Annotated in this window: 14 protein-coding genes; 12 read left to right on the forward strand and 2 right to left on the reverse strand. The window is 42.6% G+C overall.

The genetic code is table 11. The features are described from left to right. Positions 1-34: 34 nt before the first annotated feature. Entirely contained in the window at positions 35-802 is a 768-nt protein-coding gene (locus MAE_RS22885) for a creatininase family protein (protein ID WP_002796024.1), read from the reverse strand. Between the two features lie 74 nt (positions 803-876). On the opposite strand from MAE_RS22885, the gene MAE_RS22890 reads away from it, so the two are divergent. The 3 genes from MAE_RS22890 to phoU all read left to right on the forward strand — a co-directional run bounded on the left by MAE_RS22890 (position 877) and on the right by phoU (position 3,766). Beyond that, a complete protein-coding gene (locus tag MAE_RS22890; RefSeq protein ID WP_012267634.1) occupies positions 877-1,629 on the forward strand; it encodes a response regulator transcription factor in 753 nt (250 codons plus the stop codon). 47 nt (positions 1,630-1,676) lie between these two features. After that, entirely contained in the window at positions 1,677-2,978 is a 1,302-nt protein-coding gene (locus MAE_RS22895) for a sensor histidine kinase (RefSeq protein WP_012267635.1), read from the forward strand. A 119-nt stretch (positions 2,979-3,097) separates the two neighbouring features. Then, the gene (gene phoU / locus MAE_RS22900) at positions 3,098-3,766 is read left to right on the forward strand and encodes a phosphate signaling complex protein PhoU (RefSeq protein WP_012267636.1); all 669 of its coding nucleotides are present in this window, start codon (positions 3,098-3,100) and stop codon (positions 3,764-3,766) included. 48 nt (positions 3,767-3,814) lie between these two features. Here phoU and MAE_RS22905 read toward each other — a convergent pair whose 3' ends face one another. Continuing rightward, entirely contained in the window at positions 3,815-4,684 is an 870-nt protein-coding gene (locus tag MAE_RS22905) for an ABC transporter permease (protein WP_012267637.1), read from the reverse strand. 314 nt (positions 4,685-4,998) lie between these two features. Between MAE_RS22905 and MAE_RS22915 the strand changes: the two genes are divergently transcribed. The 9 genes from MAE_RS22915 to MAE_RS22955 all read left to right on the forward strand — a co-directional run bounded on the left by MAE_RS22915 (position 4,999) and on the right by MAE_RS22955 (position 14,735). Beyond that, the gene (locus MAE_RS22915) at positions 4,999-5,475 is read left to right on the forward strand and encodes an NAD(P)H-quinone oxidoreductase subunit N (protein WP_002747620.1); all 477 of its coding nucleotides are present in this window, start codon (positions 4,999-5,001) and stop codon (positions 5,473-5,475) included. Between the two features lie 202 nt (positions 5,476-5,677). Then, complete coding sequence (gene gltX, locus MAE_RS22920; protein WP_012267638.1) at positions 5,678-7,120, forward strand: glutamate--tRNA ligase; 1,443 nt, start codon at positions 5,678-5,680, stop codon at positions 7,118-7,120. 678 nt (positions 7,121-7,798) lie between these two features. Continuing rightward, positions 7,799-8,881: an ATP-dependent 6-phosphofructokinase gene (locus MAE_RS22925; protein WP_012267640.1), complete on the forward strand. Its 1,083-nt coding sequence runs from the start codon at positions 7,799-7,801 to the stop codon at positions 8,879-8,881. A 130-nt stretch (positions 8,882-9,011) separates the two neighbouring features. Next, positions 9,012-10,424 (forward strand): DNA methyltransferase, encoded by a 1,413-nt coding sequence (locus tag MAE_RS22930; protein ID WP_002759697.1) that lies wholly within the window; start codon positions 9,012-9,014, stop codon positions 10,422-10,424. Further along, complete coding sequence (locus MAE_RS22935) at positions 10,397-11,395, forward strand: type II restriction endonuclease (RefSeq protein WP_002759695.1); 999 nt, start codon at positions 10,397-10,399, stop codon at positions 11,393-11,395. Before MAE_RS22930 ends, MAE_RS22935 begins: the two co-directional genes overlap by 28 nt. A 249-nt stretch (positions 11,396-11,644) precedes the next feature. Then, entirely contained in the window at positions 11,645-12,013 is a 369-nt protein-coding gene (locus tag MAE_RS22940) for an STAS/SEC14 domain-containing protein (protein WP_041804308.1), read from the forward strand. Between the two features lie 61 nt (positions 12,014-12,074). Beyond that, complete coding sequence (locus MAE_RS22945; RefSeq protein WP_002759693.1) at positions 12,075-12,368, forward strand: hypothetical protein; 294 nt, start codon at positions 12,075-12,077, stop codon at positions 12,366-12,368. Between the two features lie 351 nt (positions 12,369-12,719). Further along, on the forward strand, positions 12,720-13,913 hold the full coding sequence (locus MAE_RS22950; RefSeq protein ID WP_002759692.1) for a hypothetical protein: 1,194 nt from the start codon (positions 12,720-12,722) through the stop codon (positions 13,911-13,913). A 42-nt stretch (positions 13,914-13,955) separates the two neighbouring features. Then, positions 13,956-14,735 (forward strand): HAD family hydrolase, encoded by a 780-nt coding sequence (locus tag MAE_RS22955; protein ID WP_012267643.1) that lies wholly within the window; start codon positions 13,956-13,958, stop codon positions 14,733-14,735. Positions 14,736-14,838: the final 103 nt, after the last annotated feature.

A 14,838-nucleotide genomic window follows, 5' to 3' on the forward strand; every position in this document is an offset into this window, starting at 1 on the left:
GGGTTACAGTTAAATTATTCTGGGTCTCGGTGGCCTAGTCACTAATCAACTCAGACACAGGACAAGAGAGCCATTCTAAATAATTATTACTCAATTCTTTCACGGCTAATTCATAGAACCTCTGACCGTGTTCGGGAGTGGCTAAAGCAGGATTGGAACCCATACGACCATCGGGGTAGTTTTGGCGAAAATTAGCCGCACCGTAAATACCATGACCAGAAGCCACTTTTTCGGATAAAAAGGCGTTTTTAAGGCTCTCAGGGTAAAGATACTGAGTTAACGCCACTTCGCTCGGTGTAGCGTGGGAACCCTCCTGATCTCCATACAATTCTTTGGCTAAAAGATAAACTTCTCGCACCATAAACCAATTGGCCACTTGACATTTAACCTCGTTTGTGTTAGGTAAATTGAGGGAATCCAAATGATAATAGGTTTCCGCAAAAGCGGCCTTTAGGGTGGCAATATTGCCCCCGTGACCATTAATAAAGAAAAATTGACGAAAACCGGCTCTAGCTAAACAAGTCACATAGTCGAGGATGACTTGAATCAAAGTGCTAGGACGAAGGCTAATTGTACCAGGGAAAGCCGTGTGATGTAGGGCCATACCGACATTTAAGGTGGGTGCTACCATTGCTCGTACCTGTTTCCCCACTCCTTTAGCGATCGCCTCCGCACATAGAGCATCTGTACCAATCAGTCCCGTCGGCCCGTGTTGTTCCGTGGAACCAATGGGAATAATAATTCCCTGAGATTGTTCTAGATAGGATTCCACCTCTAACCATGTAGATAACTGTAATAACATTCGGCTCTAGCCTTCCAAAACGAGTGCAGGTTGACAAATTGAGATAAAATTAGGACGAATAATCAAGTATTTTTATGTTAACCCTTGACACCCCCCCCTTGTCGGCGAGTGCGGATTTCGTTCCCAATCATCGGATTTTAATCGTTGAAGATGAAGAAGTGATTCGGGATATGATTATTTTGGCTTTGGAAGAAGAAGGTTACGAGGCTCTCGGTGTTAGTGATGGTCGCGTTGCCCTAGAATTACTGCAAAGTCAAGAATCTAATCACGGTGAGTCTCGTTTTGATTTGGTCGTTTTGGATTTAATGTTACCCCAAATCAACGGTCTTGATATCTGTCGTCTGTTGCGCTATCACGGCAATATTATCCCGATTTTAATTTTAAGTGCTAAGGCCAGCGAAACCGATCGAGTTTTGGGTTTAGAAGTAGGTGCCGATGATTATCTGACTAAACCCTTTAGTATGCGAGAATTAGTCGCTCGTTGTCGCGCTCTCATTCGTCGTCAAGGATTTACTTCCCTAGCTGCCGCTCCCGTGCGAAAATTCCGCGATGTTCTTCTCTATCCCCAGGAATGTCGGGTGACGGTGCGAGATGAAGAAATTAACCTTTCTCCTAAAGAATTCCGTCTCCTAGACCTATTTATGAGTTATCCGCGCCGAGTTTGGTCAAGAGAGCAATTAATTGAACAAATTTGGGGGCCAGATTTTTTAGGAGACACCAAAACCGTCGATGTTCACATTCGCTGGTTACGGGAAAAACTAGAAATCGATCCCAGTCAACCGGAATACCTGATTACTGTACGCGGTTTCGGTTATCGTTTTGGCTAGGTGAGCGATTATATTTTCCCGATTAGCGATCGCCGCTCGCGCAGACAATGACTATTTTCGCTTTTATTTTCGGAGTAGTTTTAGGTTTGAGTATTTGTTACTGGCAAGTCTCACGCTTAAATAGAGAGTTAAAGCGAACCCTGAGCGCTCTCTCGGATTCGGCGGATTTGTCGGCTTCTTTTCCCGTTACCTCCCTGGTGCGTCGAGAATTACAGTTTCTCTCCCAAAGTCTGCAAGAGCGAGAAAAGAGCTTAGAAATTCAGAAATCCTTGCTAGAACGAGCGCCGATCGCCTATCTTCATATAGATGCCGATAATCAACTGCTCTGGTGTAATCAACAGGCAATTACCCTCTTAAAACTCGATCGCTGGCAGCCAGATCAGGTACGTCTGCTGCTGGAATTAGTGCGCTCCTACGAATTAGATCAATTAATTCAAGAAACTCGTCAAAAACAGAGTCCACAGGTGCAAACTTGGACTTTTTACCCGACTAATTATCCTGTCACCCCCATTAGCGATCGCCAAGTGATTGCTCCTAAATCGATTGCCTTGAAAGGTTACGGTTATCCCTTGCCAGAAGGTCAAATCGCTGTATTTATCGAAAATAGACAGCCTTTAGTGGAATTATCGCAAAATCGCGAGCGAGCTTTCTCTGACTTAACTCACGAGTTACGCACTCCCTTAACCTCCATTTCTCTCCTTACCGAAGCTTTACAAAAACGCCTCCAAGCTCCCGAAAGACGCTGGTTAGAACAAATGGGGAAAGAAGTGGAGCGTTTGAGTCAATTAGTCTGCGATTGGCTAGAAATCAGTGAATTACAAGCGGATGCGGGGCGATCTTTACAATACCAGATGATTAATCTACAGGATCTAATCCGCGCCGCTTGGCAGACTGTCACCCCAATAGCCGCCCAAAAACAGATTAGCTTAGATTATTCCTCTCCGGTGGATTGGACGCTGGAAGTGGATCATTCTCGTCTGCTGCAAGTTTTCCTGAATCTCTTTGATAATGCCATCAAGTATAGTCCCGATCGAGGGAAAATTCGCCTAGAAATTCGAGAAATATCCGATACTATCGGGGAAAAATGGCTAAAAATTGACGTTATCGACAACGGGAAGGGATTTAACGAAGCGGATCTACCCTACGTTTTTGATCGCCTCTTTCGCGGTGATCCTTCCCGCACCCGTCAAAAACAAGGCACAAAGGATTATAGTACCGGTTTAGGTTTATCGATTGCCAAAGAGATTATTCAAGCCCATGGCGGTTCGATCGTCGCTCAAAATGATCCTAACACCGGCGGCGCTCGCCTACAAGTCACTCTCCCCCGTCAAAAAAAGGAGATGAGGTGATGGGTGTGGGGTGTGGGGAGAAAAAAATCTGTCAAGTTCTCTGGACAACTGTACAAAATCGAAAATTTTCTTGTTATCACTGTAGAGAAAGAGTAGTTTTATGTTAAGCGAATCCGACCGTGAGCCTATCCAAAGAAACCAATCATCCCGATCGCACCTATTTCGCTCGTTCTCTCCAGCGATTGGAACAGGATGTGCTGAGAATGGGAACCTTGGTCGAAGAATCCTTTCGTCTTAGCCATCAATCCCTTTTTGCTAGGGATTTGGAAATGGCGAAAAAAATCGCCCCCCTTGACAAGGAAATCGATCGCTACTACCGTCAAATCGAGTTAGATTGCGCCACTCTCATGACTCTACAGGCTCCCGTAGCCCAAGATTTGCGGCTTTTAAGTGCTTTTATGCAATTAGTGCGCGATTTGGAACGTATCGGCGATTATGCTAAGGATTTAGCCGAAATAGCACTCAAGTTATTCGCCTATACTCCCCACGATTGTATGAGTGAGATCGAGGCCATGTCCCACCATGCTCAGTATATGTTAGCCACGAGTCTGGTTGCTCTGGCTGACCTCGATCAGGAAGCCGGTCCAAAGGTCAAAGAACTAGATAATACGGTCGATCAAGCCTATGACTATCTTTATCACACTCTCGCCCATCAAAGAGATATTAAGGGTGTGGTGGAACCAATCCTGCTGATGGCTTTACTAATCCGTCATCTGGAACGTATGGCCGATCACGCCACCAATATCGCCCAAAGGGTATCCTACATCGTTACTGGACAGAGAGGCTGAGGGTGCGGGTGTCCTGAGTTGATTTCCCTCGAACTCTGGCCCGCGCTTTTAGCGTTTACGACTCAGGGGGTTAAAAATTTCACTTAACCCCTCTCCCAAGAGAGATAAACCCACCACCATCGTGGTCATCGCTAATCCGGGAAATAAAGTAGTCCACCAGATACCTGTAGATAAATCCGCCAAAGCTTCCTTGAGATCATGACCCCATTCCGGCACTTCTTCTGGTAATCCTAAGCCTAAAAAGCCTAAACCGCCTAAAACAAGGATCGCATCCGCCGCGTTGAGGGTAAAAAGAACCGGGACACTCTGGACGACATTAAAGAAAAGATATTTTGATAGTATCCGGCCTGGACTAGCACCGATCGCTCGTGCCGCTTCGATAAATAACTCATTTTTAACGCTGGCGGTTTGATTTCTGACCACGCGAAAATATTGGGGAATATAGGCAATGCTAACAGCGATCGCTACATTGACGATACCACGACCCAAAACGAAAGCCAGAGCCACCGATAATAATAACCCCGGCAAGGTGTAGAGGGTATCCATGAGAAAGAGGAGAACGCGATCGATCTTACCCCCCAAATAACCGCTAATTAACCCTAAAGGAACCCCGATGACTAAAGATAATCCTGTGGCCAAAAATACCACGGACAAGGCCGCCCGGGCCCCGAATAGGGTGCGGGAAAAGACATCATAACCGCGCACATTCGTCCCGAACCAATGGGCAGAACTGGGGGCTTGTAGGGGATAATTGCTTAAAATGTCGGTTGGATCCTGAATCAGGCTGATCGCTTGCAGAAGGGGCGAAAACAGGGCAATCAGGATAAAAATAATTGTCAATACCAACCCAACCCCTAGGAGTTTAGTGGTTAGGTTGGGTTTCAGAAAAGGATCGATCGGCAATTTAACAGGAGTCATCGACAAAATTTAGCCATTGCATAGAACGCTAATTGTAGAAGACAAGGCTAACCTGAGACAAGAGCAGTGTTTTTTTCAGACAGCTGGGGCCGAAACGACCATAAACCAGAGCAAGACTGCTAAAGCTAAAACAGTTAGTTTAATGAGGATATAAAGCAGTCCGTTGGGATAAAGGAGATCGTGAAACATATTACCTCCTCGGTAGAGAGTAGCGATTGTCCCTCTCTATCTTTGATCTTAAGTCTTTCTTTGTTCAGGTGACGCACAACTTAACAAAACGTGCGATTATAGGGAAAAAGATTTTTTCACTAGCTATGGCACTACTGACCACGGGAAAACCATTTATTCGCGATCTGGAACAATACGGTGCTTTAGGGGTTTACGCACCCTTAGAAGGGGGTTACGAGGGACGCTATCAAAGACGTTTACGGGCCACCGGTTACAATGTCCTGCATATCACCGCTAGAGGTCTAGGGGATTTAAGTGCCTATCTTACCGGCATTCATGGAGTCCGTCCCCCCCATTTAGGTAAAAAAAATATTGGTCGGGAAGCAGCCGTCGGACCGGTTTATTTTATTCCTCCCATTGCTACCTATCAATTGGAAAATTTACCCCCCAAATCTAAAGGTTTAGTGATTTGGATTATTGAAAGTTTTGTTTTATCCTCGGAAGAAAAACAATACTTAATTAATCTTAGTCAACAGGAACCCCGGTTAAAATTTGTCCTCGAATTGGGTGGGGAAAGATATTTCCGTTGGCAACCTTTGAGCAAATCTTTAATCGCTGCCTAAATTACCGAAATAACACGGTTATTGAAATATCTCCCCCTCAACCCCTCTCCCCGGAGAGGGAAACTTCAATTCTTGAGAGTTTGTTGTTCCTCCCTCACCTTTTGGTAGCTATTCATTTAATTTTCTTAATTTCGCGAGTTGGCCTAGGGGAATTTGCCATAATATGGGATATCGTTGCCGCAAAAAACCTAGGAGTTAAATCGTGACAGTGAGAGTTCGTATTGCCCCCAGTCCCACGGGAAATTTACACATTGGAACAGCGCGCACAGCCGTGTTTAACTGGCTTTTTGCCCGTCATCACCGAGGGAAATTTATCTTGCGCGTGGAAGATACAGATTTAGAACGTTCTCGACCAGAATATACCGAAAATATTCAAGCGGGCCTACAATGGTTAGGACTGAATTGGGATGAAGGTCCTTTTTTTCAAACTCAACGCCTTAATTATTATCGTCAAGCTATTCAAACCCTGCTCGATCGAGGTTTAGCCTATCGTTGTTATTGTACCCCAGAAGAATTGGAAAAAATGCGGGAAGAACAAAAAGCCCGCAATCTTGCCCCCCGTTATGATAATCGTCATCGTTATCTCACCCCCGAACAACAAGCGCAATTCGAGCAAGCGGGGAGAAAAGCAGTAATTCGTTTTATTATTGATGACGATCAAGAAATTATTTGGCAGGATTTAATCCGGGAAAAAGTCATCTGGAAAGGTAGTGATTTAGGGGGGGATATGGTGATCGCTCGTACCTCGGAAAATGGGGAAGAAAACTTCGGTCAGCCTCTCTATAATTTAGCGGTAGTTGTTGATGATATCGATATGGAAATTACCCATGTTATTCGTGGGGAAGATCACATCGCTAATACGGCTAAACAAATTCTTTTATACGAAGCTTTGGGGGCAAAAGTGCCTGAGTTTGCCCACAGTCCTTTGATCTTAAATCAGGAGGGTCGTAAGTTATCTAAACGGGATGGAGTCACTTCGATCGATGATTTCCGAAAACTGGGTTTTCTGCCGCAAGCTTTGGTTAATTACATGACTCTACTCGGGTGGACTCCTCCCGATTCCACTGAAGAAATTTTTACCCTTGAAGCGGCTGCTGAAGTGTTTAGTTTAGAACGGGTAAATAAAGCGGGGGCAAAATTTGACTGGACTAAACTGGATTGGATTAATAGTCAATATCTCCATCGGTTAACCGGTGAGGAATTAGTGCCTTTACTTCTCCCCTACTGGCAAGAAGCAGGGTATAATTTTGCTGCTGAAACCGATCGAGCTTGGTTGATCGGTTTGGCTACTCTCATCGGTCCGAGTTTAACTCGTTTAAGCGATGCTGTCGCTGAAAGTCGCTTACTTTTAACCCCTCTGGCGAATTATAATCAGGAGGCTTTGAGTCAATTACAATTAGAGGGAGTTAAGGATATTATCAAGGATATTCTTGCCGCTATTACTCCCGATTTGACTGGAGAAGTTGCTAAGGGTATTGTGGAGACAACAACTAAAGCCCATCGGGTTAAAAAGGGTCTGGTGATGAAGTCTCTACGCGCCGCTTTGATGGGGGAGTTACACGGTCCAGATTTAATGCAGTCTTGGCTACTTCTCAATCAAAAAGGTTGGGATATATCCCGTCTTCAGCAAGCAGTAAATAGTTAAATTGATCGGCTATCAGTTATCAGAAAATTTCTCGTACATTGGGGTTGACAAATGCCCTAATATTGCTATATACTTTCTAGTATAATGGGAATCCGTGTCGCCCTGCATACCCTGCTCGTGATCGATTACTGAGGAAATGGGGGCGGATTTTTCGGTTGTGGCTCTTCTCGACTTTGTGTGATAATTTTTGCTTATGGAATCCTGAAGTGCTTATCGGGCAGAACTTTTATACTAAATCTGGTTATTAAAAACTGATTATTTATTCTCCGTTTTGCATGAGTGCCTCTCCTGATATTTAGCCTATACCCAACGGATTTAGTATTACTTCCGACTTGATCACTCAATCCAAGCTTTTGGGGGGTAGAACCCCCCAAACCCCCCGTGCATTAGTTTTTCGGTGGGATGCTTACACGCAGCTGCTGACACATCTGTAATCATTTAAGAGTCACTCCCGCAAGTGGAGTGCCTCTCCTGATATGTAGCCTATATTCAACGGATTTAGTATTAGGACTATTTTGCGGAAGAGACTATCAGTATAAAACTCGTTTCCACACAGAAACCAGAATATCCCGATTTTTCCCCTAGCTGTCAGGGACGATCTAGAAACTTTCTTAATTTTCAGGCATTATCCGCAACTTTTCCCTAAATATAGATTTGTTGATCTCCTGACAAAAACCTATGGGTGAAAAAAAACGAATTGGAATTCTCACCAGTGGTGGTGACTGTGCGGGTTTAAATGCCGCCATTCGTGCCGTTGTCCACCATGCCAGTGGCAATTATGGCTGGGAAGTGGTGGGTATTCGAGAAGCAACGAACGGATTAATTAGCCGTCCCCCCAAAACCACTATCTTTGATATTGAAGGAGTCGATCGCCTGTTGGTGATGGGAGGAACAATTCTCGGTACTACCAATAAAGGGGATCCCTTCGCTTTCCCGATGCCGGATGGAACCCTGATCGATCGCTCTCAGGAAATCATTGACGGCTATCATAGTCTGGGACTGGATGCCCTGATCGGCATCGGTGGCGATGGTAGTCTGGCGATTTTGCGCCGTATTGCCCAACAGGGAGGCATTAATCTGATTGGTATCCCCAAAACCATCGATAATGATGTGGGAGCTACAGAAGTCTCCATCGGCTTCGATACAGCTACTAATATCGCCACAGAAGCCCTCGATCGCCTCCATTTTACCGCCGCTAGTCATAACCGGGTGATGATTCTAGAAGTTATGGGTAGAGATGCCGGCCATATCGCCCTAGCTGCCGGTATTGCGGGGGGGGCCCATATCATTCTCATTCCCGAAATTCCCTACCGATTAGAGAAGATCTGCGAGAAGATCCGGCAACGGCAGCGTCTGGATAAACAGTTTTCTCTGATTATTGTCTCCGAGGCTGTGCGTACCGAAACTGGCAATCGCCTAGTGCAAAAGGAAGCCCTAGGAGAAGATCGTCTCGGGGGTATCGGTCGCTATTTAGCCGAAGAAGTTGCCAGGGAAACCGGGGCCGAAACGAGAGTGACTTTCCTGGGCCACATTCAACGGGGGGGTATTCCTTCTCCGATGGATCGCTTACTGGGGGCGGCTTTTGGCGTGGCGGCCGTGGCTCTGATCGCCAGGGGAGAATTCGATCGCATGGTGGCCTGGCAAAATCGGCAAGTGGTCAGTGTTCCCATCGAGGAGGCGATTAAAACCTATCGCGTCGTCGATCCCGAAGAAACTTTAGTCAAAACCGCCAGGGGTTTGGGTATTTGTCTAGGGGATTGAGATTAAATCTAGGGGAATCGGTGCGAGAATTAATCCTTAAGTATCGCCCTTTCCCCACCGATTAAAATTACCCCTCAAATAAAGATAAACTCTGATAATTATTTTTCGGCAATTTCGCCAGTAAACCTAAATGATTAATAGTTCAGTTAATGTAGCAGAAAGATTGTTAGAAATCAACAATCTCGATCGAGAATTATTTAATTATTTTCAAGACAAATTACTTGATTCTGAGCAATTATCTCGTACCCTAGTGAGTTTTCAAGGTAATAAGAACCAACCAGTTTATCGCTGGTATAAATATAAAGAGGGTTTTTCCGTTGATCTGATAGTTTATCTTCTAGAAAAATATGGTATCAAACAAGGAAAAATACTAGACCCTTTCGCCGGGAGCGGAACAACTTTATTTGCGGCGGCGGCCAGGGGTTTATCAGCAGATGGAATAGAATTATTGCCGATTGGACAGGAATTAATTATTACTAGACAAATTTTAGAAAATGGCTTAAATAGTGATGATATACATCGTCTAGAGTATTGGTCTAACCATAGCCTTTGGCAACAGGTAGATGACAAAGTTAAGTTATTAGAATTACCAATTACTCAAGGAGCATATCCCCAAGAAAATCAGGCTTGTATAGAAAGTTACTTAGGGTTGATTGCCCAAGAGAATGAGCGAGTGCAATCGATCTTAAAATTTGCCTTACTTTCTATTCTCGAATCAATTAGCTATACTAGAAAAGATGGTCAATACCTCCGTTGGGATTATCGTTCTGGTAAACAACAGGGCAAAAATATATTTGACAAAGGAAAAATTTTAGACTTTAAAATTGCCCTACATAGCAAGTTACGAGAAATTCTCGCAGATTTAGAGCCTAGTCAGCAACAATTGGAACTTTTTTCTAGAGATTATCCTCGGGGAAAAATTCAACTATATCAAGGTTCTTGTCTTGAGATTTTGCCAGAGATTTCCTCAGAAAAATACGATTCTATTATTACTTCTCCTCCTTATTGTAATCGCTATGATTATACTCGTATCTACGCTTTAGAATTGGCTCTATTGGGAATAGATCAACTACAATTAAAACAATTACGTCAACAAATGCTTAGTTGCACTGTTGAAAATAAACCCAAAGAGTTACTAAAAATAAATGAACATTGGTCGCCAGCCATTGCCATAACTGATCGTCAAAAATTATTAGAGAGTATCCTGGGTTATTTAGAGGAATTAAAATCAAGCAAGGCCTTAAATAACCATGGTATTCCTCGGATGATTAGAGGGTATTTTCTGGAAATGTCTTGTCTAATTTATGAATGCTTTCGGGTTATGAAATCCTCGGGTATTTTCTGTATGATTAATGATAACGTGCGCTATGCGGGAGCTAGTATTTCTGTAGATTTAATTTTGTCAAAAATTGCCGAAGAAATTGGATTTAAAGTAGAAAATATTTTAGTAGTTCCTCAGGGAAAAGGTAATAGTAGTCAGCAAATGGGATGTCATGGTAGAGAATCTTTAAGAAAATGTATTTATGTGTGGAGAAAGCCTTAATGGAAAAACCCTATCTCTTGCATTTAAACCAAAGTTGTGATTTGGAGACTACCTATGAAGCTATCCGTTCAGGATTTATTGCTCTAGCCTTAGAAAAAAATCAGAGAGCTACTCCTTTAATTGCAGAAGCAAGAACCTTAAAAATTATTGCACAAACCGTAAACAATCCTAGAGATTTACTAAACATCCCAGATATTCAAGCGGCTTTATTAACTGCATCGGGAATTTCTGATAAGGCTAAAAATTATTTACATTCCCAAGACAAGGTAGAAGCAATTCAAGAATTAATTGTCAATTTTCTGGAACCTGCGGGGACTAATTTTGTCGAGGAGTTAGTCTATAGATTTCTATTGATTCGGGGTGACACTTTAGGAGGAATCATGAGAAACGCGGGTGGCTCCTTAGCTCAAAGTAAATTTACTCGTTCTCTATTAGCAACTTTAAGAGTAGCAGGGATTGCTTATGATTGGCTCAATTCTAGTAATAATCAATGGAGAGAAGCTGAAGAAATGACACCTAATCTAGAAATCTTGGTTAGAGGTGTTAGCTGGTTAAATAACAGCCAACCAAGAACAATAATTTATAATGTCAATGTTCCCATTGTTAATAACAACAATATTGATTTGTGCCTTTTAAAATGTGATTCGACGCAATTAGCTAATCAAAAAATCAAAAAACAAACCTTACAATCTGCTGATTTATACATTGCTTTGGGAGAATTGAAAGGTGGGATTGATCCCGCAGGAGCAGATGAACATTGGAAAACTGCTCGTACTGCTTTGCAGAGAATTGATGATGCTTTTAGAAAAATCTCTAAGCATCCTTATACTTTTTTTATCGGCGCTGCTATTGAAACAAAAATGGCTAGGGAAATTTATCAGCAATTAGAGACGAAAAAACTCACCAATGCCGCTAACTTAACCAATGATAATCAACTGGTTTCAATTATGCGTTGGCTATGCCATCTTTAAGCTTAATTAATATCTAGAAAATTACCAGTCAAATAAAGTCCAGTTGGGTTGGTTAGCAACGCATAAACCACCCAATTCTGATTAGATGGCAAGAAGAATTAACCAGCCTAATCTTTGTGTCTTTGTGTCTTTGTGTCTTTGTGTCTTTGTGGTTATTTTCTGCGATCGCTTATTGATTTTGCCTCAATCTTTGTCCCACTATTTGTGATAGTATATAGTTATACTTCGACCATTTGGGAGAGGCAAACTATGATAGATTATAATTTAGACGCGGCGCATAGCATTCTGTATATGCAACCTACATCTGCACTTGCGGCGGAAGATTTCATCAAGATTGCGGAGGCAGTGGACCCCCACATTGAAGCCACTGGTGGCCTTGCTGGCGTAATCATCGAAGTTCCCACGTTCACTGGTTGGGAGAGTTTTGGTGCCTTGGTTGCTCATTTCCGGCTGATACGCGACCATCACAAGTACGTCAGTAAGGTTGCAGTGGTGACTGATTCCACTCTGGTTAAACTGATTGAAAGTCTGGCTTCCCACTTTGTCGCCGCTGAAGTCAGGCAGTTCCCATGGGGGGAAACTGAGGTGGCGAACCAATGGATCTTGGGCGGCTCCTGATTCCCTTGCAGTACAATAGACATTTCCAGCAATTAACCTCAATCTAGCCTGAATTTTGGAGGTGTCTAATACACGGTTAGACCGAACCGCTGGTCCCCTAGGAGATATACTTGATCTGGATTCTTCGAGTTCTGCAATATCCGGGATTGGGGTTTTAACTTCTAGTCTGGTTTCTGGTACAAACTACTACCTTTCTGGTAGCTACAGTGGTAATGTCTTCACCATCAGCACCGATGGTAGTAGCTTAGATGCACTGATTATTCAAGGTGCTGAGGCTGCTTTTTCAAGCAACGCTTCCTCGGTTCTTTTGAGATTGGTTAATAGTAATAATCTGGTGGCAGGTAACTTTATTTAACTTCATCGGGGAGATGAAGTGGACCCTGAGAGTGAGTTAGCAATGCGTAACCCACCGCCATGATTCTGGGCAGTGCCAAATTGCTGTGTTAGAGTGATAAATACTAGGAATAATCGGTAAATCTTCCAAAGATATCTACTATTTTTGTGTAAAAGTAGTAGAAACTATGGGATTATCCTCAGAGGATTGGTCAGTGGAGAGAGAACCTAAATAATCACTCCACCATCTCTTGACAAATGACCTTAATTGTGCATTACTATATCTCGCTCCATCCTGATATTTTTCTGAAGCTAGAAGGGTATATTAAGAAGGTGAGAGATTCCGATCAACGCCTATTGAGATAAATCTATTATGCTGATTTACTTTATTCATGGAGTGGCCACAAGAGATGCTAGTTATGCCAATAAATTAATCAAACTAATTGAAGAAGAATGTAAACGCAAAAATCTGGCGATTCCCTACTGTTATGCAGGATTTTGGGGAAATGTTCTCAAGGGAACCGAAAAATTATGGCGAGATATCGAGCAAGAATTACAGACACAAAAACAGAAAAATATTAATTTTAACCCCGAGCAATCCTTTCGCTATCAAAATTTTAGAAAAGAGTATTTATCTTATTTTATTGGTGACGCATTTAGCTATTTAGGCAGCGATCGAGGAAACCAAATTCGCCGCATTATTGCCGACCAATTAATCGATCTTGTTCAAGCTTATCCCCAGGAAACCGAATTACATATAGTTGCCCATTCTTTGGGTACTGTAATCCTTTGGGATCTGTTATTTTCCGAGCGTTTTGACCCTCAGGATCCCGCTCACAAAATTCGTGATCTTATCGGTAAAGAACGGGGCAAACTTTCCCTATCTACTGTAACAACAATGGGTTCACCGATCCCATTTTTAAATCTAACTCTAGGCATTGATACTAATCAAATTGAAAAATTTATTACCCAGCATCAAGGCCAGCGTTTGCTCTGGAATAATCTGATCAATTCCTCCGATATTATCGCTTATCCAATTCGTCCTCTTTTTGATTCTATAACCGATGTATCCAAGATTTTAATGAGCGATTATTATCTAGAAGCGACTGGCAATATTTTTGATTCTGTAGAAATTGCTGCCGTAGTCTTGAATTCCCTTAATGCTCATACCTATTACCTAGCATCAGATAAAGTGGCCAAAAATATCGTAGAGACAATTTATTTTAATCAGCAGGATTATAATCATGGCGATAGTTACAGTCATAACACTTGTGTTGATCTTGCCATAGAAAGAATAGCTAAAATATCTGGAGTGACTAAAGATCTGGTAAAAATGAAACCTCTAAAAGAAAAAATATTACTAGAAGGTAAATTTAAAGATGCCAGTGGTTATATTTATTTAAGCTCAGATTTATATCGTGTTCATCATGTTTATATACAGGACAATCACCAAAATATCGTATATGCTGTATATGTGGGCTGGATTCATGTAGAGGGATTGAAAAATTCTGTCACCGAAATCATCAGACAGCTATGTTATGTCAACGATGAAGCAAAGAATAGCTAATAGCTGCGCTATACTGCCATTATTGAGATTAAACCAGCATTTATGAGTCAATCCCCCCGCATTCTAGCACTGGATTTTGATGGTGTTCTTTGTGATGGCATGATCGAGTATTTTCAGATTAGCAAACGCACCTATGAAACCCTTTGGCCGGAAATAATTCCCGAGGATTTTTTCCCTAGTTTTTCGCAACTTCGTCCCGTTATCGAAACCGGTTGGGAAATGCCTTTACTGTTGCGATCGCTTGTTCTCGGTATTCCCGACGGGGAAGCTTTAAATAATTGGCCGTCAATTCGGCAAAATCTACTAGAAAGGGAGAAAATAGCGAAAAAAGTTCTCTCAAATGCCCTCGATGGTCTTAGGGATCGATGGATTGAGTCGGATCTAGAGTCTTGGTTAGCCTTACATCAATTTTATCAACCCGCAATCGATCGCCTGGCCTCTCTTTTAGACTCGGATTTTTTGGTTTATATTATCACTACAAAAGAAAGCCGTTTTGTCAAGCAATTGTTACAAAAAGTAGCAATTAATTTTCCGGCAGCGAGATTAATTGGCAAGGAAATTAAACAGCCGAAATACCTGACTATTCAGCAAATACTGGCTGATTTACCGGAATCCCCCGCTAATTTGTGGTTTGTCGAGGATCGTCTCGATGCGTTGGAATTAGTGCAGCAACAAGCCGATTTAAACGATGTGGGCTTATATTTAGCCGATTGGGGATATAATACGGCTCAAATGCGCCAAAAAGTTGCTCAAGATACCCGTATTAAGCTGTTATCCCTAGCTCAATTTGCGGCAGACTTTACCCACTGGCAGAGTCGGTGACGAAAAATATTAAAACTTCGCCCATTACCCCATGAGCATTGTTAAGCTTTCTTTATACACTTGTACTAATTGTCAATTTCTTCTACAATGGTCATAGGTCGAT

The organism is Microcystis aeruginosa NIES-843, from assembly GCF_000010625.1.
Taxonomy (GTDB): domain Bacteria; phylum Cyanobacteriota; class Cyanobacteriia; order Cyanobacteriales; family Microcystaceae; genus Microcystis; species Microcystis aeruginosa.

Bases quoted from the DNA above. Each gene is read 5' to 3' on its own strand.
- MAE_RS22950 (WP_002759692.1), top strand. From the start codon at position 12,720: ATGCTGATTTACTTTATTCATGGAGTGGCCACAAGAGATGCTAGTTAT.
- MAE_RS22925 (WP_012267640.1), top strand. From the start codon at position 7,799: ATGGGTGAAAAAAAACGAATTGGAATTCTCACCAGTGGTGGTGACTGT.
- MAE_RS22940 (WP_041804308.1), top strand. From the start codon at position 11,645: ATGATAGATTATAATTTAGACGCGGCGCATAGCATTCTGTATATGCAA.
- MAE_RS22935 (WP_002759695.1), top strand. From the start codon at position 10,397: ATGTATTTATGTGTGGAGAAAGCCTTAATGGAAAAACCCTATCTCTTG.
- MAE_RS22890 (WP_012267634.1), top strand. From the start codon at position 877: ATGTTAACCCTTGACACCCCCCCCTTGTCGGCGAGTGCGGATTTCGTT.
- MAE_RS22885 (WP_002796024.1), bottom strand. From the start codon at position 802: ATGTTATTACAGTTATCTACATGGTTAGAGGTGGAATCCTATCTAGAA.
- MAE_RS22915 (WP_002747620.1), top strand. From the start codon at position 4,999: ATGGCACTACTGACCACGGGAAAACCATTTATTCGCGATCTGGAACAA.
- MAE_RS22955 (WP_012267643.1), top strand. From the start codon at position 13,956: ATGAGTCAATCCCCCCGCATTCTAGCACTGGATTTTGATGGTGTTCTT.
- MAE_RS22895 (WP_012267635.1), top strand. From the start codon at position 1,677: ATGACTATTTTCGCTTTTATTTTCGGAGTAGTTTTAGGTTTGAGTATT.
- MAE_RS22905 (WP_012267637.1), bottom strand. From the start codon at position 4,684: ATGACTCCTGTTAAATTGCCGATCGATCCTTTTCTGAAACCCAACCTA.
- MAE_RS22930 (WP_002759697.1), top strand. From the start codon at position 9,012: ATGATTAATAGTTCAGTTAATGTAGCAGAAAGATTGTTAGAAATCAAC.